The organism is Thermanaeromonas sp., from assembly GCF_021890735.1.
In the GTDB taxonomy this organism is placed as follows: domain Bacteria; phylum Bacillota; class DSM-521; order Neomoorellales; family Neomoorellaceae; genus Thermanaeromonas.
This window is the reverse complement of sequence record NZ_JAKKUR010000004.1, coordinates 45214-64840: the sequence shown is the minus strand read 5'-3', so window position 1 is coordinate 64840 and position 19627 is coordinate 45214. Positions and strand designations below refer to the sequence as shown.

Genomic DNA, 19627 nt, shown 5'->3' with positions numbered 1-19627 from the left:
GCCCTTTCGCCCCCTTATAACTCGCGTCTTACTTCTTCAATAGTATAAACCTCTATAATGTCACCCTCCTTGATATCGTTAAATTTTTCCAGTCCAACACCGCACTCGAACCCTTGTGCCACCTCACGAACATCATCCTTAAAACGTTTCAGAGAGGCGATGCGTCCTTCGTAAATGACCACTCCGTCCCTAACCAATCGCGCCAGAGCCCGGTTCACAATCTTTCCTTCAGTGACATAACACCCCGCCACAGTTCCTACTTTAGGCACTTTGAAGGTAGCCCGTATTTCAGCCCGACCCAAGAATACTTCGCGTTTTTCAGGCTCCAGGAGACCGGCCATAGCAGCCTTGATGTCGTCGAGTACTTCATAGATAACCCGATAAAGCCGTATCTCCACTCCGGTACCCTCTGCTGCTTTACGAGCATTAGCATCCGGCCTTACTTGAAAACCTATGATTATAGCCTTGGAGGCAGCTGCCAGCATGACATCCGTCTCAGTAATGGCTCCTACTCCGCTATGAATGATATTAACCTTGACTTCCTCGGTAGAAATCCGCTCCAGGCTATACCTTAAAGCTTCAACAGATCCCTGTACATCAGCCTTAAGAATAATCTTAAGCTCCTTGAGCTGTCCGGCTTCCATTTGTTTAAAGATCTCGTCCAGGGAGGTCTTAGCAGTAGCTTGGAGCTCCTTCTGCCTTTTCTCCATTAGGCGCTCCTCTGCCACCTGACGAGCCAGCTTTTCGTCTTCCACCACCTGGAATATATCTCCAGCTTCGGGCACGTCATTAAGACCCAAGATCTCTACCGGTGTGGAAGGCGGAGCTTCCTGTACCCGGTTACCACGATCATCGATCATGGCCCGGACACGGCCGTAAACGCTACCGGCTACGAGAACATCTCCTACCCTTAAGGTACCTTTCTGCACCAGTACCGTAGCTACCGGCCCACGCCCTCGGTCCAGTTTAGCCTCTATAACAACTCCCCGGGCAGGCCTGTCTGGATTGGCTTTGAGTTCCTGTAGATCGGCCACTAAAAGTATCATTTCCAGAAGCTGGTCTATGCCCTGCTTCTTTAAAGCTGAAACGGGTACCATAATGGTGTCCCCGCCCCATTCTTCGGGCACAAGTTCGTATTCGGTCAGCTGCTGCTTGACCCTTTCCGGATTAGCATCGGGCTTATCTATTTTATTGATTGCTACAATAATGGGCACGTTGGCTGCTTTAGCGTGGTTTATGGCCTCCACCGTCTGGGGCATTACTCCATCATCAGCAGCTACCACCAATATAGCTATATCTGTTACCTGAGCCCCCCGTGCCCGCATAGCTGTAAAAGCTTCATGCCCCGGTGTATCCAGAAAAGTTATCTTCCGTCCATCGACAGCAACTTGATAAGCTCCTATATGCTGCGTAATTCCTCCTGCTTCCGTTGCCGTCACGTTAGTATGGCGGATGGCATCTAAAAGCGAAGTTTTCCCGTGGTCTACGTGACCCATGACCGTCACTACAGGCGGTCGCGGCTTGAGGGTAGCAGGATCATCGGGAACATCTGGAAGCTCTGTTATAGGTCTTTCTATCTTAATCTCCACTTCGGCGCCCAGCTCTTGAGCCGCGATGGCCGCGGTATCCACATCTAGCTCTTGGTTTATGGTAGCCATTACCCCGAGGCTCATAAGCTTCTTAATTACCTCGGCCACGGTCTTATTTAACTTTTTGGCTAGCTCCTGTACAGTCAAAGGCCCGGTTAGCACAACATGTGGGACCACTTTAGGAGGCTCCGGTTGTTCCTTAGCCTTAGGCCGCGGTTTTTCCCGCCAGAGCAACCGTTCTTCTTCACGTTCTTCCTCTAAAAATCTATCCCGCGTCCTTTCCCGGGCTTTAGCTTCGATCTTACCCGGACGCTCGCGCTTTTTCTCCTGTGTTTCCTTGGCACCCAACTCCGGGGGCTTAGGAATACGCAATGGCTTGCTCTCCGCCCGCTTACGTGAAGGCTTAGTAGTGTCCAGAGACGCCAATTTGCCCTTATGGTCCCTCTCACGGCGCTCTCGCCCACGCGGACGAAACTTTTCCCTTCTCTCTGCCCTTTCTCCTTTTTCTACTCGAGGAGAAGGCGAAACTTTGGTTCCCTCGCTGGCTCCCTCTATTTTTTCTGAAGGTGCCACCGGCTTCTCCTCTAAAGCTGCTTCTGCCTTGATGACAGGTTCTTCAATCCTCTCCTGTGGTACCCGGGTCGGCGCTTCACCTTTACCCTCCTCTGGAGCAGGCGCTCCAGACGGGGTGGGTTGCGCCACGGCCTGCTGCTCCACACCTCCTGTCTCCGTAACTCCTTGGGTTGCGGCTTGTGCTGCAGCCTTTGCGGCCCGCCGTAAACGTCTATAATAATTCCGTATCTTTATTACCTCTCCATTCTCTAATACGCTCATATGCGACCGGGTATAAATACCAAGGCTGGCCATAGTATCCATGAGTTCCTTATGGGAAACCCGTAATTCCTTGGCTAATTCAAACACCCTGGTTTTAGCCATCTTTTCACCCCCGCTATCTCAATAATTTACCATCAACCCCCTTCAGGGCTTGCTGTATTAAGTCAGCAAAACCACCATCCCTTAAACCTATCACAGCGCACGGTTCTTTACCTAAAGCCTCGCCCAGTTCCTCTTTAGTACCCCCTATCGCTACTTCAATGCCAGCTCTCCGGCAGGCCCGTAGTAAGTCTTCCTTCAAGCGCGGGCTAGCATCCCGGGCTATCCACACGAAATGGACTTCTCCTTTACTTAACGCAGCTTTTACAGCCCTGGCTCCCCAGGCTAACTTACGGGCGCGGAGGGCTAGCCCAAAGAGTTCTCTCACTCTCTGGTTCATATCAGGATTCATCCTGCAAACTCGCTTCTAATTCAGCGAGAATTTCGGGGCTGATTTGTACTCCTAAAGCTTTCTCTAAGGCCCGGCTTTTGGCCGCTTTCTTAAGGCACTCCAATTTAGGGCAAATATAAGCCCCCCGACCAGCCTTCTTACCTGTAGGGTCGATAAGCACCTCGTGCTCTGGTGTGCGCACTATCCGTATCAATTCCCGTTTGTCTTTACGGGCTTTACATCCCACGCACATACGCAAAGGTATTTTCCTCGGACGTGGCACCTTCCTTTCTCCTCCAAACCACCTAAAACTTAAAACTCAAAATCCTCCTCATCATCCCACCCGTGCCAGTCACCCGCCTCGCTTTCACTTTTGATGTCGATTTTCCAACCCGTAAGCTTAGCTGCCAGGCGGGCATTTTGCCCCTCCTTACCTATCGCTAACGATAACTGATTGTCTGGTACGATAACCCGCCCTATCCTGTTCTCGTAATCGATCTCTACATCCAAAACACGGGCCGGGCTTAAAGAATTAGCAACAAATACAGCGGGGTCATCACTCCATTTGATAATATCTATTTTTTCTCCCCGCAATTCGTTCACCACCGCCTGAACCCGGATCCCTTTAGGTCCTACGCAGGCTCCTACGGGATCCACCTTCTCATCCCGGGAATGTACTGCTATTTTCGACCTGGTCCCTGCTTCACGGGCAACCCCTTTTATCTCTACTATACCGTCGTGGATTTCAGGTACTTCCAGTTCGAAAAGCCGCTTGAGCAACCCGGGATGGGTGCGGGATACGAAGATCTGAGGGCCTTTAGTTGTTTTTTTGACTTCCAAAATGTAAACTTTTATCCTGTCTCCCTGAGTATACGTCTCAGAGGGTATCTGCTCCGAGGGTGTCATTATAGCCTCAGCACGACCCAGATCGACAATCCAATTTCTTCCTTCTTGTCTTCGTATAATGCCTGTAGCTATATCGTTTTCCCGGGCGACAAATTCCTCATAAATTAGATTCCTTTCCGCTTCGCGGATGCGTTGGATAACAACCTGCTTGGCCGTCTGGGCTGCTATTCGACCGAATTCTTTAGGGGTAACTTCTTTTTCTACTATATCTCCTACCTCGTAGTTAACGTTTAACTTTCTGGCTTCTTCCAGGCTTATCTCCACCCGGGGATCATTCACCTTCTCTACTATCCTTTTTTGGGCCAGTACTTTTATCTCCCCTGTCTCGGGATGTATCTCGATACGTACGTTCTGTGCTGAACCGAAATTTTTCTTATAGGCAGAAACCAAAGCGGCTTCAATGGCCTCCAAAAGTACCCCCAATTGTAAGCCCTTTTCCCGCTCTAAATCCTTTAAAGCATGAATAAACTCTGTATTCATCCTTAAAGCCCCTTCACTCCTTTCCCGGCTCATACTTTAATCTCGCCCTAGCTATGGCTGGACGGGGGATCCTAAAATGTTCACCGGTGCTACTTAGTATATGGACCTCATCCCCTTCCAGACCCAAAAGCCGGCCCTCAAACCTTTTTCGCCCTTCTACAGGGGCGAAGGTCTGCACGCTAACCAAGCGGCCGCGGAAGCGCTGGTAGTCGGTATCTTTTTTAAGCGGCCTTTCAACACCGGGAGAGGACACCTCTAAATAGTAGCTATGAGGAATGGGATCGACCCGGTCGAGCTCCTCCCCTACTACTTCGCTTACCCGTTCGCAATCCTCTAGGGTTATACCATCCGGCCCGTCGATAAATATCCGTAAAAAATACCTCTGTCCCTCTTTGCAGTATTCTACATCTACCAGCTCGTAGCCCATCCTTTCTATAATGGGAGCTACTAAGCCCTCAACAGCAGCCGCTATCTTGCTCAAAGGAATTACCTCCTCAAGATAAAAGAGTGGGCTTAAACCCACTCTTTCCCTGCCAAAAATCGTACCGACAAAGCTAGAAGTCTATGCTAGCCCTAGTATAACACAGCTTTCCTCCCTCTGCAACCCTTAAAACCCTTAGAACCGATTCGCCTAGCTTACAAAGGCAAGCTCTCCTAGATAGGCTGTACGTACCCTTGGGTTATCCCGCACCTCTTTAGCTGGTCCTTCCAACACTATTCTACCGGTTTCCAACACATAAGCCCGGTGGGCAATCTGCAAGGCCATAAACGCGTTCTGCTCCACCAAAAGAACCGTCGTACCTTCATGGTTAATGTTTTTTATAATCTCGAATATCTCCTCCACCATAATAGGAGACAATCCCATAGAGGGCTCATCCAGGAGGAGCAAGGAAGGCCTGGACATTAAGCTTCGGCCCATGGCCAGCATCTGCTGTTCACCACCTGAAAGGGTTCCCGCTAGCTGCTTTATCCGTTCCTTCAACCGCGGAAAACTTTTGAACACCCTTTCCAAGTTCTCTTCGACCTCTTGCTTGTTGTTCCTGGTATAAGCCCCCATTAGCAAATTCTCCAAGACCGTAAGGTTAGAAAAAATCCTCCGCCCTTCCGGCACCTGCGCTATGCCCATACGCACTATAGTGTGAGCTGGAACTTGGGTTATATCCGTTCCACGAAAAACCACCTTTCCGCTGCGTGGCCGTACCAACCCCGAAATGGTGCGTAAAGTCGTAGACTTTCCGGCCCCATTGGCTCCTATAAGGGTGACAATTTCTCCCTCGTTAATTTTAAAAGAAATACGGTGAAGGGCCTGGATAGAACCGTAAAATACTTCCAAATCTTTAACTTCTAACACCGGTTAACTACAGCCCCCTTCCCCAGATACGCCTCTAGGACTACAGGATTATTGCTCACCTCATGCGGTGTTCCTTCCGCGATAATTTCTCCGAAATCCATCACCACTATCCTCTCACACAGGTTCATTACCAGACCCATCTGGTGTTCAATTAATAGTACTGTAAGTTGGAACTTGTCCTTAATGAAACGGATCAACTCCGTCAAGGAGGCCACTTCCCGGGGATTCATTCCGGCTGCTGGTTCATCCAAAAGAAGGAGCTTAGGCCGTAGAGCCAAAGCCCTCGCTATCTCCAAGCGCCGCTGGTCACCATAAGGAAGACTCCTTGCCGGATCCCGGCTACGGGTCTCCAAGTTTACTACCTCTAATAACTCCCTTGCCCGAGCTAGGATCTCTTCCTCTTTTTTAGCAAACCGCGGGCTGTGTAAAGCAGCATCCCAAAAACCATACCCGTTATGGACGTGGAGAATTGCACGTACGTTATCCAATACGCTCATATCCTTAAAGAGCCGTATGTTTTGGAAGGTACGGGCGATTCCCTTGGCTGCTATCCTATACGGGGGCAGCCCTACCAGGTTTTCTCCTTGAAATATGATGCTCCCGGAAGTAGGAGGGATAAGTCCCGTAATTAAATTAAACACAGTAGTTTTACCTGCTCCATTCGGGCCGATAAGGCCCACTATCTCTCCCTGTTCCATCTTAAGCTGAAAGTTGGATACGGCCCTTAGCCCTCCGAAATCCTTGCACAGGTCCCTAACCTCTAAGAGAGGCATGTTTCCCCTCCTTCCCCCATGTTCCATCCTGGTCCCTGGAAGGGAATAACAGCCTCCACTCCTTGCCGCTAAAGAGGCCTTGGGGACGAAGAAGAACGGTTACAATTAAAATCACCGCGTAAATTACTCCCCGCCAGTCCACAAAAGCCTGCCCCAGAATTATCCTTAATCCTTCCAGTAGGAAGACCCAACAAATAGCCGTAACTACAGTACCTGATATACTTCCCAACCCTCCTAAAACAACTATAAGAAGGAAATCAAAAGATTTGAGGAAATCGAAGCTACTGGGATGAAGGTAAGGGTAGCGGTAAGCATAAAGCCCACCTGCCAGCCCAGCCAGACCGCATCCTAATACGAAAGCTGTGATTTTATAGCGCGTAGTATTGATTCCTAAAGTATCAGCTGCCATTTCATCCTCTCGGATACTAAGCCATGCCCGTCCGTAACTTGAGGCAATCAGATTACACACCAATATGAGCGTACCTACCGTAAACCAAAAAATCCAGTCGAAGTTGGCTACTTGAGGAATCCCTGTCATTCCGGTGGCGCCACCTAAAGGGGGGTAAAACCTATTGGAATTTTCCAACGCTACCCTCACTATTACGCCAAACCCCAGGGTAGCTATTCCTAAATAATCAGAGCGCAGCCTCAAAATGGGTATCCCTAGTAGGAAGGCTATGAAACTAGCTGCCAAGGTCCCGGCCAGGAGGGCTAGTAAAAAAAAGGTTATGCTACCTTGACTCCATACTTTGCCTATTATTCCTGCTGTGTAGGCACCTATACCGTAAAAGGCTGCATGACCTAAAGAGAACTGTCCAGCAAAGCCATAAATAATACTTAATCCTAGGGCTCCTATGGTAGTAATCAATGCTTGATCCAGTACTCTTTGCCAGTACTCATTTATCAGCCCTGCTAGGCTCAATAGTTTCAAAGCCCCGTACAGGGAAGCCAGCAAGCCTCCTAAAAGTGCTAAACGCACGCGTTCTCGTCTACGTAAAAGCGTGCAAAAATACCTTTCCAAAATACCTCACACCCTCCGTCCTAGCATTACACTTTTTCGGGCCCGCCACGCCCCAGAATACCTGAAGGCCGGACCAGGAGCACAATGATAAGAATTAAAAAGGCTATAGCATCCCTCATCTGAGAAGTAAGGTAGGCTGCTGTAAGGGTTTCCACCTGGCCCATAATGAGGGAACCGAGGACCGCCCCGGGGATGATCCCTATGCCGCCCAAGACCGCTGCTGTAAAAGCTTTCAAGCCGGGCATGATACCCATAAAGGGATGAATCTGGGGATATGCTAAAGTATACAACACTCCCCCTGCTGCAGCCAAAGCTGAACCCAAGGCGAAGGTAAAGGCAATTATAAAGTCCACGTTTATCCCCATTAAACGCGCAGCATCATGGTCAAAGGAAACCGCCCGCATAGCTGTACCTATCTTGGTCCGGTAGACAAGATACTGTAAAACAAGGAGCAGCAGGATCACCACGGCCACAATTATGATCTGAATATTAGTGATAGGTATACCACCCAAATTCCAATGTATTTGCTTTACAGGGGGCTGTACTACCCGAAAGTTGGGCCCGAAGACGAATTTAAGACTACAAAAATACTCCAAAAAAAGAGAGACGCCTAAAGCGCTTATAAGGGCGGCTATGCGCGGGGCATATCTTAAAGGGCGGTAAGCTATACGTTCTATAAGAACCCCCAGCACCGCGCACAGAATCATAGCTATAAGTACGGCTCCCCAGAGGGAAAATCCCCAAAAGGTATAAGCGAAGTACCCGATGAACGCGCCAATCATGAAAACATCGCCATGCGCAAAGTTAATGAGCTTAATTATTCCGTACACCATGGTATACCCTAAGGCAATTAAAGCATACACGAAACCCAATTGAAGGCCGTTAATGATTTGCTCCAGCAAGCGTTCCAAAGGCCTTTACCCCCTCCCTCTAACTTAAAGGGGAGGGGCGCCAGCGCCCCTCCATGTAGTTTATTAAACTACGGATTTATCGTGGTCACGTAAACTTGCTTTCCACCTTTGATCTGTATAATATGAGCAGGTTTAACGGGGTCTCCGTTAGCGTTGAAGGTAATCTTACCCGTAACCCCGGGAAAATCCCGGGTAGCCTGGAGGGCTTCTTTGATTTTAACGGGGTCATTGCTGTTAGCCGTCTTAATAGCATTTAGCAGGAGATTGGTGGCATCATAGGCTAAAGTGGCGAAAGCATCCGGTACAGCACCATATTTTGATTTATAATCCTGGATCCATTTTTGGACTTCAGAACGCGGATCATCAGGAGAATAGTGATTGGTAAAGTAACCGCCCTCCATGGCTGCAAAGTCCAGTTCAGGAGAATCCCAGCCGTCCCCGCCAAGGAACACAGCTTTAATACCTTTATTTCGCGCTTGCTTACCAATTAAAGAAACTTTCCCGTAATAATCTGGAAGGTAAAGTATATCGGGGTTTTTCTGCGCGATGTTGGTTAACACAGCCGAAAAATCTTGGTCGTCCTTGGAGTAAGCCTCAGAAGCTACTATTTGTCCTCCAAGGGCTTCAAAGCTCTTTCTGAAGGCTTCAGCCAACCCTTTGCTATAGTCGTTTCCTTGGTCGTAAAGAATAGCAGCCGTCTGGGCATTAAGATTTTCCCGGGCAAACCGGGCTGCTATCTCCCCTTGGAAGGGATCCAAGAAGCATGCCCGGAAGACAAACTCTTTGCGCTGGTTATTATCCACAGTAACTTTCTCGGCTGTTGCGGTAGGACTAATCAGAACCACCTTTTTACTGTTGGCGATCTCCGAGACAGCAATAGTAGTCCTGGAAGTTACGGAACCGACAATAGCCTGGACTTTATCTTGGGATATAAGTTTGTCGACCACGTTTACAGCTTCCGTAGCATCGTTGCGATCATCGGTGATCACGTGCTCAATTTTATATTCTCCTGCTTTCATCCCCGCCTGTTCCAGCGCCAGAAGGAAAGCGTTTCTCGTAGATTCCCCGAATGTTTTTGCGTCGCCCGTAAGGGGCCCCATAAATCCAATCTTTATGGTCTTTTCTCCCGTATTTGTCTGGGCGGTTTTACCGCTACAACCTGTTAAAGCAAGAGCAACGGCCACAAACAAGCTCAGTAGAATAAATCTGCCTTTTTTTATCCTCTTTAGAAGCATAAGGAACCCGTTCCTCCTTCCTCCAAGAACCAGCTTCAATGTAATTCGATAAATCAAGTATCTAGGTATCTGAACTTAATTACATCTAAGCTCCCTATTAATTCTAAAGTCTACCCCCCTTCTGAAGAGCTTCAGGTCAAAACTCAAATGCCTTTTTATTCGCCAATAACTACAATGTTTCCTTCTTTTTAGCTGCGTTTTTTAATTTAAGTAGAGCGCTTCCTTTCTAAGGAGCGCTCTACTTAAACAAAATACCATTGAACTGTTTAACACGCCAAACAAACCTAATAAAACAACATCTAAAAAAGCACCAGTTGATCTGTGGCCGGAAGGCCGGACAGGCAGCCATGCCTTTCCAAAACCTCTAGGACTGCCCGATTAACCCGGGCCCGCCGCTGAAGGTCTTCTACAGAAGTAAAAGGTTTCTCCTGCCGGGCTCGCACGATAGCCTCTGCAGCCGCCTTCCCTACTCCAGCTAAAGCAGCCAAGGGAGGTAAAAGCTCACCAGGTGCAACAAGAAAGCGCGTAGCATCTGACCTCGCAATGTCTACCCTCTTTAGCTTTATACCTCGGCAAAACATCTCCCGGGCTACCTCTAAAATGGTAAGAAAGTTTTTGTCTCTGGCCGTTGCTTCACTACCTTTCCGCTCTAAGATTTCGATCTCCTGGCGGATCCGTTCCGGTCCTTGACAGATGATGTCAGCGTCGAATTCCTCGGCCCTTACGCTAAAGAAGGCTGCATAGAAGGCCTCAGGGTAATATACCTTATAAAAAGCGATCCGGAAGGCCATCATAACATAGGCTACAGCATGGGCCTTAGGGAAGAGATAAGTAATCTTTTTGCAGGAATTAATGAACCATTCCGGAACACCCGCGTCCCTCATGGCTTCTTCATACTCTGCTTTTACCCCTTTACCCTTCCGAACGTCCTCCATAACCCGGAAGGCAATCTCAGGTGCTACTCCCCTCTGAATTAAGAAGTTCATTATATCATCCCGGGTAGAAATAGCCTCGCCTAACTTGGCTATGCCTTCCCTAATCAACTCCTGCGCATTGTTTAACCAAACATCCGTCCCATGGGAAAACCCGCTGATGCGAACAAGCTCAGAAAAAGTCTTGGGTCTTGTTTCCTCCAACATCTGTCGGACGAAGCGGGTACCAAATTCCGGAATGCCTATAGTCCCTACTTGCGAGCCTATATCTTCAGGTCTAACTCCTAAAGCCTCCACACTAGAAAACAGGGAAAGGGTTTTCTTTTCATCTAAAGGGATACTCTTGGGCGGTACTCCAGTCAGGTCTTCTAACATTTTAAGTACGGTAGGATCATCGTGGCCCAAAAGGTCTAATTTTACCAGCCGCTCACTCAAGGCTTCGTAATCAAAGTGGGTAGTTATCACTTCGCTGTCCTGGTCATCTGCCGGATGCTGCAGCGGAGTAAACAGGTGTACATCTAGTCCCTTGGGAACAACCATAAGGCCCCCTGGGTGCTGTCCTGTAGTACGCTTTACTCCGCTACAACCTCGCACTAATCTATTAATCTCAGCCTTCCTTAAGTTTAGCCCGCGTTCCTCTAAAAACTTCTGCACAAAACCAAAGGCAGTTCGCTCAGCCAAAGTAGCGATAGTGCCGGCCCGAAAAACGCACTCTTTACCAAACATCTCCTCAGCATACCTGTGTGCGCGGGCCTGATATTCCCCTGAAAAATTGAGATCGATATCCGGGACCTTATCACCTTTAAAACCAAGAAAAACCTCAAAGGGAATATCATGACCATCCTTCTCCAACTTGCCACCGCAGCGGGGGCATGATTTGTCCGGTAGGTCAGCACCAGAAGCGAAACTTCCGTCCTCTATGAACTCGCTGTAACAGCAATTCGGGCAGCGGTAATGGGGGGGCAGAGGGTTAACCTCTGTAATGCCCGCTAAGGTAGCCACCAAGGAAGAACCTACGGAGCCCCGTGAGCCCACCATATAACCATCTTCATTAGACTTCTTTACTAATTTGTGAGCTATCAAGTATAATACGGCAAAACCATGATTGATAATGGCATTTAACTCTTTGTCCAGGCGGGCCTGTACAACAGGGGGTAGAGGGTCGCCATACCATGCCCTGGCTTGCTCCTGGACAAGGCGGACCAGTTCTTCCTCTGCTCCAGGGATCTCGGGCGGGTAAAACTCGCTAGGCACAGGCTTAACTTCCTCGATACATTCCGCTATAGCCCGAGGGTTATCTATAACTACCTCCTTTGCTATTTCCTCTCCCAAATAGCTAAATTCCTCCAACATCTCCTCAGTTGTCCGGTAGAACAGGGGCGCCTGAACTTCGTCTTCATAACCTTGACCGGCAAGGAGTATCTGACGGAATATAGCATCTTCAGGTTCTAAAAAGTGCACATCCCCTGTAGCCACTACAGGCTTATTGAGCTTCCGGCCTAATTCTACTATTCTCTTATTCATTTCTTTTAGGGCTTCCACATCAGGAAGCTTCCCTTCCCGGACCAAAAATTCGTTGTTGGAGAGGGGCTGGATTTCTAGATAATCGTAAAAAGACGCGATACTGGCCAGTTCTTCTTCCCCTGCACCTGCCAGGTAATGCTGTACCAGCTCCCCCGCCTCGCAAGCTGTACCCAGCAGAAGACCTTCCCGGTATTCGTTAAGAAGTCTTCTGGGTATGCGGGGTTTGCGGTAAAAAAATTCCAGGTGTGATTTGGAAACTAGGCGGTAAAGATTATAGAGCCCCTGCTGGTTTTTGGCCAGGATGACTATATGATAGCTTTTCTGTTTATCAGGCGGCAGCCCTGGCTCGTCATCATAAAGGTAACCTTCCATTCCATATATCACCTTAACCCCGTACTTTTGTGCTGCCTCGGCAGCCGCAGGGAAAGCCTGGACCACCCCGTGATCAGTAATAGCCACCGCACCGTGCTGCCAAAGGGCAGCCAACCGTACGGCCTCCTCCACCTCCGCCACTCCATCCATAGCACTCATTTTTGTATGCAAGTGTAGCTCCACCCTCTTTTCTGGAGCTAGGTCTTGGCGCTGGCGGGGGTGAGTAAGCTCTATATCTTTAGCTATTAACGTAAGCTCACCTGCATGCGTGTCATACCGTACGTCGCCCCGCACTAAGACCCAGTCGCCAACCTGCAACCCTCTCTCTTTTAAAGGCCCATCGGACACAAAAGCTTTTACCGTTATACTATCGGTGCGGTCCGTAAGATCAAAGGTGAGCACCATTCTCCCACTTTTTAGGAGCCGGCTAGAAAAATTCATTACCTCACCTTTTACTACTACCTGCCGTTCCTCATCCAGGATATCTTTCAAGGGGCGCTCCTGCCCTTTAATTTTCTTGCCTAAAAGTACTGCATTCGCCGAACTTCCACCATCGTTATGCTTAATGTTCTGGTTTTGCGCAGCCTGTATAACCCTTTGAATCTCTCTAATCTCCTTCTCCCGAGAAACCCTCATCAGCTCCCGGTTATACTCGTCATCAGATTTCACTTGCACTTCTACAGGATAGCCCAGCTTACCGCTGAGGATGTTCTTAAGGATGGTGCGGCAACCTGCCTCATTTAAAATTTCGTGGGCCAGGCGGCCGGGAAGTACAAGCTCCCAGCGGTCTCCTCGGCCCATTAGCCGTGCTCCGACCAACCACGGTCTTGCACTTCTGTTTAGATGGAGGGCTACTTCTTCTAAAACCTGCTCCTCCCACGACTTTTCACGGTCTTCTGCCCGAACAACCCTTTCCAGTTCAATTTCCAAACCTGGAAACTCTTCCTTCCAAAATTTTAGCCAGGCTTCCTCTTCCTTTGGGTCCAAACCCTCTTCTCCCAACCAAACACGGCACAGGCCCTGGCGGCGAAAGACTTCTATTTTGCATATCACTTTAGGGTCCACGGCCATAAGACTTCCCCCTAAAGCATCCCGGAAAAGCACTCTATACTTGCTAGCAAGGCTCTAAACTTAAGTGCCAGGTGCATTTAGCTCCTCGAGGGATTTCTGTATAGCCTCTTTCACCCGCCGTCCCAAGCCTTCCCTGGGAACGGCTTCTTCCTCCTGATTTTTCCTCCACTTCCAATCTACTGTTCCCTGGGATAAAGTCCTATTACCTAAGGTAAGCCGCAAAGGGTAACCTATGAGATCGGCCTCCACGAACTTCACCCCTGCCCTCTCATCTCTATCATCCAAGACGGCTTCCACGCCTTCCGCCTCAAGTTCCTTATAAAGTCGCTCCGCTTCCTCCCTTAGCAGAGGGTCCTTAACGGAGACGGGTATCACTACCACCTGGTAGGGCGCAATAGACACAGGCCATATAATACCCTTTTCGTCATGATGCTGCTCTACGGCTGCAGCCATGGTCCGGCTTATTCCTATGCCGTAGCAACCCATGACTATAGGACGCTCCTTACCTTTTTCATCTACGTAAGTGGCTCTGAGAGCTTCGCTGTACTTGGTCCCCAGTTTAAAAATCTGCCCCACCTCAATCCCCCGGCAGCCTTCTAGCGGGTGCCCGCACCGCGGGCATGGCTCCCCTACCCTCACTTCCCGCAAGTCCACCACATTAGCCGGTAGGAAATCCCTTCCGGGGTTAACATTCACCCAGTGGTAATCGTCTGCGTTAGCCCCGGCCACCGCATTAACCAAGTAAGGGATCTCCAGGTCGGCGTAGATAGGGATGCCTTCCAACCCCACCGGCCCAACATAACCCACGCTTACTCCAAAGATTTTTCTAATTTGTTCCGGTTCGGCCAACTTTAGCTTCTGGCATCCTAAAGCATTTTGCAATTTAATTTCGTTTAATTCCCGGTCGCCCCTCACTAGTGCAGCCACCAGTTGACCATCGGCTTCATATAGTAGGGTTTTTATAAGCCGCTGAGGCACAACCCCGAGGTAGGCACAAACCTCCTCTACGGTACGCTTTCCCGGAGTGGACACTTTTTTAAGAGGTAGCTGTTCATCTGGAGTATGCAAGGGCTGGGGGACACTCTGAGCTATTTCGACATTAGCAGCATAATCGCAGGAGGGACAAAAGACCACCCGCGCCTCACCTGTATCGGCCAGCACCATAAATTCGTGGCTGAAATTACCCCCGATGGCTCCTGTATCCGCCTCCACCGCCCGGAATTTTAATCCGCAACGCCGAAAAACATTCGAGTAGGCAGTATACATCTTCCAATAGCTTTCCTCCAACCCGGCTTCGTCGCGGTCAAAAGAGTAAAGATCTTTCATTATGAATTCGCGACCCCGCAAGAGGCCAAAACGGGGGCGACGCTCATCCCTGTATTTGTTTTGAATCTGGTAAAGCAGAAGGGGTAGCTGCTTGTAAGAATTAACTTCGTTACGCACCAGAGCCGTAATTATCTCCTCATGGGTGGGGCCCAAACAAAAGGAGCGACCATGGCGGTCTTTTAGTCGGAACATTTCTTCTCCATAAAGTTCCCAGCGCCCGCTCTCTTGCCAAACTTCTGCAGGCTGAAGGATAGGTAGTACGAGCTCCTGGGCTCCGGCCCGGTCCATCTCTTCCCGTACAATGTTTTCAATTTTCTTTAGTACCCGCCAACCTAGGGGGAGAAAAGTATAAATCCCCGCAGCCGCTTTTCTTATAAAACCTGCACGTAGAAGCAGTTGGTGACTTATTACTTCGGCCTCCGCCGGTGTTTCTTTCAAAGTAGGAGCAAAAAGTTGGCTAGCGCGCATTTTCTCCCTCCCGTTCTTGAGTAATCTTGTCTATTTCCTCCATAAGAGCATCGACTAACTGAGACTCGGGAACCCTCCTTATAGGGTGGCCTTTTCGGAAGAGCAAGCCCCATCCCCTTCCCCCTGCTATACCTACATCGGCCTGGCTAGCTTCACCTGGGCCGTTTACTGCACAGCCCATCACTGCCACCTTCAAAGGATAGCGTAGATTTTTCGTCTTCTTTTCTACTTCCACCACCAAATTTTGCAGGTCTATCTGGCAGCGCCCGCAAGTAGGGCAAGATATAAGCTCGATCCCTCGCTGGCGCAAACCTAATGAGCGAAGGATGTGATAAGCCACCTCAACCTCCAATACAGGATCACCCGTCAAGGATACCCGGATGGTATCTCCTATGCCCTGGTTTAACAAAATCCCTATACCCACAGCAGATTTAACAGCCCCCACCAGAGGCGGGCCGGCTTCGGTTACTCCCAGGTGGAAAGGGTAATCCACCTTTTCCGCCAGCAACCGGTAAGCTTCCACCATGAGCGGCACTTCCGAGGCCTTAAGGGAAACCTTAAGGTCATGGAAACCCTGGTCTTCTAGAAGGCGAATAGTCTCAAGAGCGCTGGCTACCATTGCTTCAGGTGTAATACCGCCATAGGCATCCACTATCTTTTTGTCTAGGGAGCCTGCATTAACTCCCACCCGGATGGGCACCCCAAGCTCGGAGGCCCGCCGGGCTACGGCCCTTAAGGCTTGAGGTCCTCCGATATTGCCCGGATTTATCCGCAGGCCGTCAACACCAGAGTCCAGCGCTTCTAAGGCTAACCGGTAATCAAAATGAATATCTGCAATGAGGGGTAGCCGGATTTGTTCTTTTATCTTTTTTATAGCCCGGGCAGCCTCGCGGTCCGGTACAGCCACCCGTACGATTTCACAACCTGCCTCTTCTAGCCGCCGGATCTGGTTTACAGTGGCATCTACATCCCGGGTGTCGGTATTAGTCATAGACTGGACCGCAATGGGAGCTCCGCCTCCAATAGGTACCGAACCTACATAGATTCTTCTGGAAATCCTGCGCCGAATAACGCCCATTTTCTTCCGCCCCTGTTTACCCCAGAAGTCGTACTAGATCCTGGTAAGTAATAAGCAAGAGCAAGCCCATAAGCAAAGCGAATCCAATCAAATGAATGAAGTTTTCTTTCGCTGGGTCAATAGGTCGTCCCCGTAACCCTTCCCAAATCAAGAACACTAACCGGCTTCCGTCCAGGGCCGGAACGGGTAGAAGGTTTATTAAACCCAAGTCCAGGCTTAAAACTGCCGTGAAGCTGAGGAGGTTAATCCATCCAAAAGAAGCAGCCTGGCTTACCAGCTGTACGATGCCTACTGGCCCCACTATCTCCGGAGCCGCCCGTCCGGTAACCATCTCCAATAAGCTCACTACAATCATACCTGTAATCGCTACGGCTTGAGAAAAGCCGAGCCGAATAGATTTAAAAAAACCTTGCCGTTCCCAAGAAGGTCCTATACCTATGAGACCCACTCCGGACTGAGGATCCTTCTCGCTCCGCACCACCACTTTAAAACGTTCTCCTTGGCGTTCTATTTCTAAAACTATATCCTGTTCTGGGCGCCGGTAAATCTCCTGCACTATATCCGACCAGGAGTTTACGGTTACCCCATCTATGCTTACTATCTTATCTCCCGTCTTAATCCCCGCTAGTGCAGCTGGTCGGCCGGGTTCAACTCGCCCCACTATGTTTTTATCTACAGGAATACCTATAACCATAAACACAAAAATAAATAAGAAAACCGCCAGCAAAAAATTCATGCCCGATCCGGCAGCGATAACTGCCATACGCGCCAGGACAGGCTGTCGGTTAAATCCCCGGGGATCGTCGACATCCTTCTCCTCCATGCCAGCCATGCGATTAAATCCCCCTAAAGGTAAGGCCCTTAGAGAATAGACCGTCTCTCCCCGTTTAACCTTGGCTATTACCGGTCCCATACCTAAAGCAAACTCTTCAACCCGTATGCCCACCTTTTTAGCCACGAGAAAATGGCCTAACTCGTGTACCAAAATGAGCAAGCTGAATACCAGCAAAGACCAAAGGATGCTCACCTTTAATCTACCCCTTCTTGCCTTCTACCAAGGACCACACCTGGCGCCGAGCCCAGGCGTCAGCCTCCCAAATATCCTCCAAAGTAGGATCTTTTACCTTCTCGTGACGATCTAAGGTTTCCTCAATTAAGCGAGGTATAGCGGTAAATTTTATCCTCCCTTGCAAGAATAACTCCACGGCCACCTCATCTGCAGCATTTAGTACGGCCGGCAACGTCCCCCCTTGACGGCCAGCCTCTAAAGCCATTCCCAAACAGGGGAAACGCTGCCCATCCGGCCTTTCAAAGGTAAGCTGGCCCAAAGTAGCAAGTTCTAAAAAGGGAACAGCCGGATTATCCAGCCTTTCTGGCCAGGTAAAGGCATACTGGATAGGCAAGCGCATGTCCGGGTAGCTCAAGTGGGCGAAGGTGCTGCCGTCCGCATAGGTAACCAAACCGTGTATTACGCTCTGCGGATGGACCAATACTTCAATTTGCTCATAATCTAAATCAAAAAGATGCCTGGCCTCAATAACCTCAAATCCTTTATTCATAAGAGTAGCTGAATCTATACTTATTCTACGGCCCATCCTCCAGTTGGGGTGAGCTAAAGCCATTTCAGGAGTAACCTTATCCATCTCTTCCCTGGATAATTCCCTAAAGGGGCCGCCGGAAGCGGTTATAGTAATCTTTTTAACCTTACCACCCTGGCCGAGGCACTGGAATATGGCCGAGTGTTCACTATCCACAGGAATTATATGTACTCCATGTTTGCGGGCCTCTTCCATAACCAGGGTTCCCGCCGCTACCAAAATTTCTTTATTAGCCAGAGCTATATTCTTCCCTTCCTGGATGGCAGCCAGTACCGCCGGCAAGCTTTTAACACCCACCATAGCCGCAAATACAAGGTCAACCCCCTGAAAAGTAGCGGCCCTTATAAGCCCAGCTTCCCCAGCAGCCACCTCTACCCTCAACCCGCTTAACCTTTCCTTTAACCTTCTCGCTTTATCTTCATCCAGGACTACTGCCAAGCGTGGATGATAACGGCGGACCTGTTCTTCAAGCAGGTCTATATTTCGTCCTGCCGCTAAGGCTAACACCTGAAAACGTTCCCCTAAGCTTTCGATAACCTGCAAGGCTTGGCGTCCTATACAACCTGTTGAACCCAGGATAGCTATGCCCTTTCCCATCTAAGCCCATCCTTCTCGTTATTTTCATCGCTTCCCCATAGCTGCAGCCATATAGGCCTTAAACACCACTACTGTTAACGGCCCTATAATAAGCCCTGCTATACCTAAAAGCTTAAGCCCAGCATATAGAGCTATGAGGGCGGTTAAAGGATGTAACCCTAAATTTACAGCTATCAGTTTGGGCTGTAAAATCTGGCGAAGTAGTATGATAAAACTGTATAGGACCAGAAGAGCTACACCTAATCCGTATTTCCCTTGGATGAACTCCCAAACCGCCCAAGGTATATAAATGGTGCCCGGTCCTACGATGGGGAGAATATCTGCTAATCCGATCAAGAAAGCTAAAGTTAAGGCATAATCTACATTCAACATCAACAGTCCTATTACGGTCTGGGTGATCTGCAAGCTTATCAAAAGAATCTCCGCCCGTAAAACACCGATGATGGCTCTACCGACAGAGGAGACAATATTTTCCATATTCTTAGCCCAACCTAGGGGTAAAAACCGGTAAAGAGTACCTATTATGGCTTCTTTATCCCGGCTAAAGAAAAAAGTGGCTACTAAAGTTATAATAACTACTATAAAAAGCTCGGGCAAGGAACTCAAAAAATTTATTAAGACCTGCATTACGGAAGTAAGCAAACCCTTCAAGGCCACCATAGCCGTATCAAGGAGATTTTGAAGGGAGCTCAAAAAGTCTGGTGGAAGGGCTCCGGAAAAGTAAAAGGCCTGAAGCCGCTGAAAGATTTCCTGTAGTAAAATTCCTAACCGCCTAGCTTGGGTTGGTAGGCTAGCTACTAGACCCTCTAGCTCTATGATAAGGTTGGAAATAAGATAAAAAAGCCCCCAAGAAGCCAACCCTAAGAATAAAAACATAGTAACCAATACGGCGGCTGTCCGGTTAACCCTTGTATGAGTTTGAATAAAATTAACCAGCGGGTCTAATAAGGCAGCCAGCAAAGCTGCCACAAAAAAAGGCAATACAACAGGTAGCAAGGCATTTATAATCCTTACTACGGCAGGAATAATGTAGTACAAAAGTAAAAACGCCACCACACATGCTAATAAGAGTACCAACAACCCTTGTAACGCCCGGGATAATCGTTCGGGCATTTCTTTTACTCACCCCTA

Annotated in this window: 16 protein-coding genes; all 16 read right to left on the bottom strand. The window is 49.1% G+C overall.

Going from position 1 to position 19627, the window contains the following annotated elements; all coding sequences use genetic code 11:
* Positions 1–14: 14 nt before the first annotated feature.
* The 16 genes from infB to ytvI all read right to left on the bottom strand — a co-directional run bounded on the left by infB (position 15) and on the right by ytvI (position 19609).
* On the bottom strand, positions 15–2525 hold the full coding sequence (infB, locus tag L5656_RS01810; protein ID WP_297198161.1) for a translation initiation factor IF-2: 2511 nt from the start codon (positions 2523–2525) through the stop codon (positions 15–17).
* Positions 2526–2538: 13 nt separating this feature from the next.
* Positions 2539–2862: a L7Ae/L30e/S12e/Gadd45 family ribosomal protein gene (locus tag L5656_RS01805; RefSeq protein ID WP_297198157.1), complete on the bottom strand. Its 324-nt coding sequence runs from the start codon at positions 2860–2862 to the stop codon at positions 2539–2541.
* A gap of 1 nt (position 2863) precedes the next feature.
* Entirely contained in the window at positions 2864–3136 is a 273-nt protein-coding gene (gene rnpM / locus L5656_RS01800; protein ID WP_366017790.1) for an RNase P modulator RnpM, read from the bottom strand.
* Positions 3137–3165: 29 nt separating this feature from the next.
* A complete protein-coding gene (gene nusA, locus L5656_RS01795; protein ID WP_297198154.1) occupies positions 3166–4239 on the bottom strand; it encodes a transcription termination factor NusA in 1074 nt (357 codons plus the stop codon).
* 13 nt (positions 4240–4252) lie between these two features.
* Complete coding sequence (gene rimP, locus L5656_RS01790) at positions 4253–4666, bottom strand: ribosome maturation factor RimP (protein WP_428849292.1); 414 nt, start codon at positions 4664–4666, stop codon at positions 4253–4255.
* A 204-nt stretch (positions 4667–4870) separates the two neighbouring features.
* Positions 4871–5590: an ABC transporter ATP-binding protein gene (locus L5656_RS01785; RefSeq protein WP_297198148.1), complete on the bottom strand. Its 720-nt coding sequence runs from the start codon at positions 5588–5590 to the stop codon at positions 4871–4873.
* Positions 5584–6363, bottom strand: a complete 780-nt coding sequence (locus L5656_RS01780; RefSeq protein ID WP_297198146.1) for an ABC transporter ATP-binding protein — start codon at positions 6361–6363, stop codon at positions 5584–5586. The genes L5656_RS01785 and L5656_RS01780 overlap by 7 nt, the downstream gene beginning before the upstream one ends.
* A complete protein-coding gene (locus L5656_RS01775; protein ID WP_297198144.1) occupies positions 6344–7384 on the bottom strand; it encodes a branched-chain amino acid ABC transporter permease in 1041 nt (346 codons plus the stop codon). The genes L5656_RS01780 and L5656_RS01775 overlap by 20 nt, the downstream gene beginning before the upstream one ends.
* Positions 7385–7410: 26 nt before the next feature.
* Positions 7411–8295, bottom strand: a complete 885-nt coding sequence (locus L5656_RS01770; RefSeq protein WP_297198141.1) for a branched-chain amino acid ABC transporter permease — start codon at positions 8293–8295, stop codon at positions 7411–7413.
* A gap of 68 nt (positions 8296–8363) precedes the next feature.
* The gene (locus L5656_RS01765) at positions 8364–9530 is read right to left on the bottom strand and encodes an ABC transporter substrate-binding protein (RefSeq protein ID WP_297198139.1); all 1167 of its coding nucleotides are present in this window, start codon (positions 9528–9530) and stop codon (positions 8364–8366) included.
* Positions 9531–9829: 299 nt separating this feature from the next.
* On the bottom strand, positions 9830–13429 hold the full coding sequence (locus L5656_RS01760) for a PolC-type DNA polymerase III (protein WP_297198135.1): 3600 nt from the start codon (positions 13427–13429) through the stop codon (positions 9830–9832).
* Between the two features lie 60 nt (positions 13430–13489).
* Complete coding sequence (locus L5656_RS01755) at positions 13490–15223, bottom strand: proline--tRNA ligase (protein ID WP_297198132.1); 1734 nt, start codon at positions 15221–15223, stop codon at positions 13490–13492.
* On the bottom strand, positions 15213–16301 hold the full coding sequence (gene ispG / locus L5656_RS01750) for a flavodoxin-dependent (E)-4-hydroxy-3-methylbut-2-enyl-diphosphate synthase (protein ID WP_297198129.1): 1089 nt from the start codon (positions 16299–16301) through the stop codon (positions 15213–15215). Before ispG ends, L5656_RS01755 begins: the two co-directional genes overlap by 11 nt.
* Before the next feature lie 16 nt (positions 16302–16317).
* Entirely contained in the window at positions 16318–17328 is a 1011-nt protein-coding gene (rseP, locus tag L5656_RS01745) for an RIP metalloprotease RseP (RefSeq protein ID WP_297198128.1), read from the bottom strand.
* Between the two features lie 7 nt (positions 17329–17335).
* Positions 17336–18496 carry a 1-deoxy-D-xylulose-5-phosphate reductoisomerase gene (locus L5656_RS01740; protein WP_297198126.1) on the bottom strand — a complete coding sequence of 387 codons (1161 nt, stop codon included), beginning with the start codon at positions 18494–18496 and terminating at the stop codon, positions 17336–17338.
* A gap of 24 nt (positions 18497–18520) precedes the next feature.
* On the bottom strand, positions 18521–19609 hold the full coding sequence (gene ytvI, locus L5656_RS01735) for a sporulation integral membrane protein YtvI (RefSeq protein WP_297198122.1): 1089 nt from the start codon (positions 19607–19609) through the stop codon (positions 18521–18523).
* Positions 19610–19627: the final 18 nt, after the last annotated feature.

Bases quoted from the DNA above. Each gene is read 5' to 3' on its own strand.
- L5656_RS01760 (WP_297198135.1), bottom strand. From the start codon at position 13,429: ATGGCCGTGGACCCTAAAGTGATATGCAAAATAGAAGTCTTTCGCCGC.
- rimP (WP_428849292.1), bottom strand. From the start codon at position 4,666: ATGGGCTACGAGCTGGTAGATGTAGAATACTGCAAAGAGGGACAGAGG.
- L5656_RS01740 (WP_297198126.1), bottom strand. From the start codon at position 18,496: ATGGGAAAGGGCATAGCTATCCTGGGTTCAACAGGTTGTATAGGACGC.
- L5656_RS01755 (WP_297198132.1), bottom strand. From the start codon at position 15,223: ATGCGCGCTAGCCAACTTTTTGCTCCTACTTTGAAAGAAACACCGGCG.
- nusA (WP_297198154.1), bottom strand. From the start codon at position 4,239: ATGAATACAGAGTTTATTCATGCTTTAAAGGATTTAGAGCGGGAAAAG.
- infB (WP_297198161.1), bottom strand. From the start codon at position 2,525: ATGGCTAAAACCAGGGTGTTTGAATTAGCCAAGGAATTACGGGTTTCC.
- L5656_RS01805 (WP_297198157.1), bottom strand. From the start codon at position 2,862: ATGAACCAGAGAGTGAGAGAACTCTTTGGGCTAGCCCTCCGCGCCCGT.
- L5656_RS01765 (WP_297198139.1), bottom strand. From the start codon at position 9,530: ATGCTTCTAAAGAGGATAAAAAAAGGCAGATTTATTCTACTGAGCTTG.
- L5656_RS01780 (WP_297198146.1), bottom strand. From the start codon at position 6,363: ATGCCTCTCTTAGAGGTTAGGGACCTGTGCAAGGATTTCGGAGGGCTA.
- ispG (WP_297198129.1), bottom strand. From the start codon at position 16,301: ATGGGCGTTATTCGGCGCAGGATTTCCAGAAGAATCTATGTAGGTTCG.
- ytvI (WP_297198122.1), bottom strand. From the start codon at position 19,609: ATGCCCGAACGATTATCCCGGGCGTTACAAGGGTTGTTGGTACTCTTA.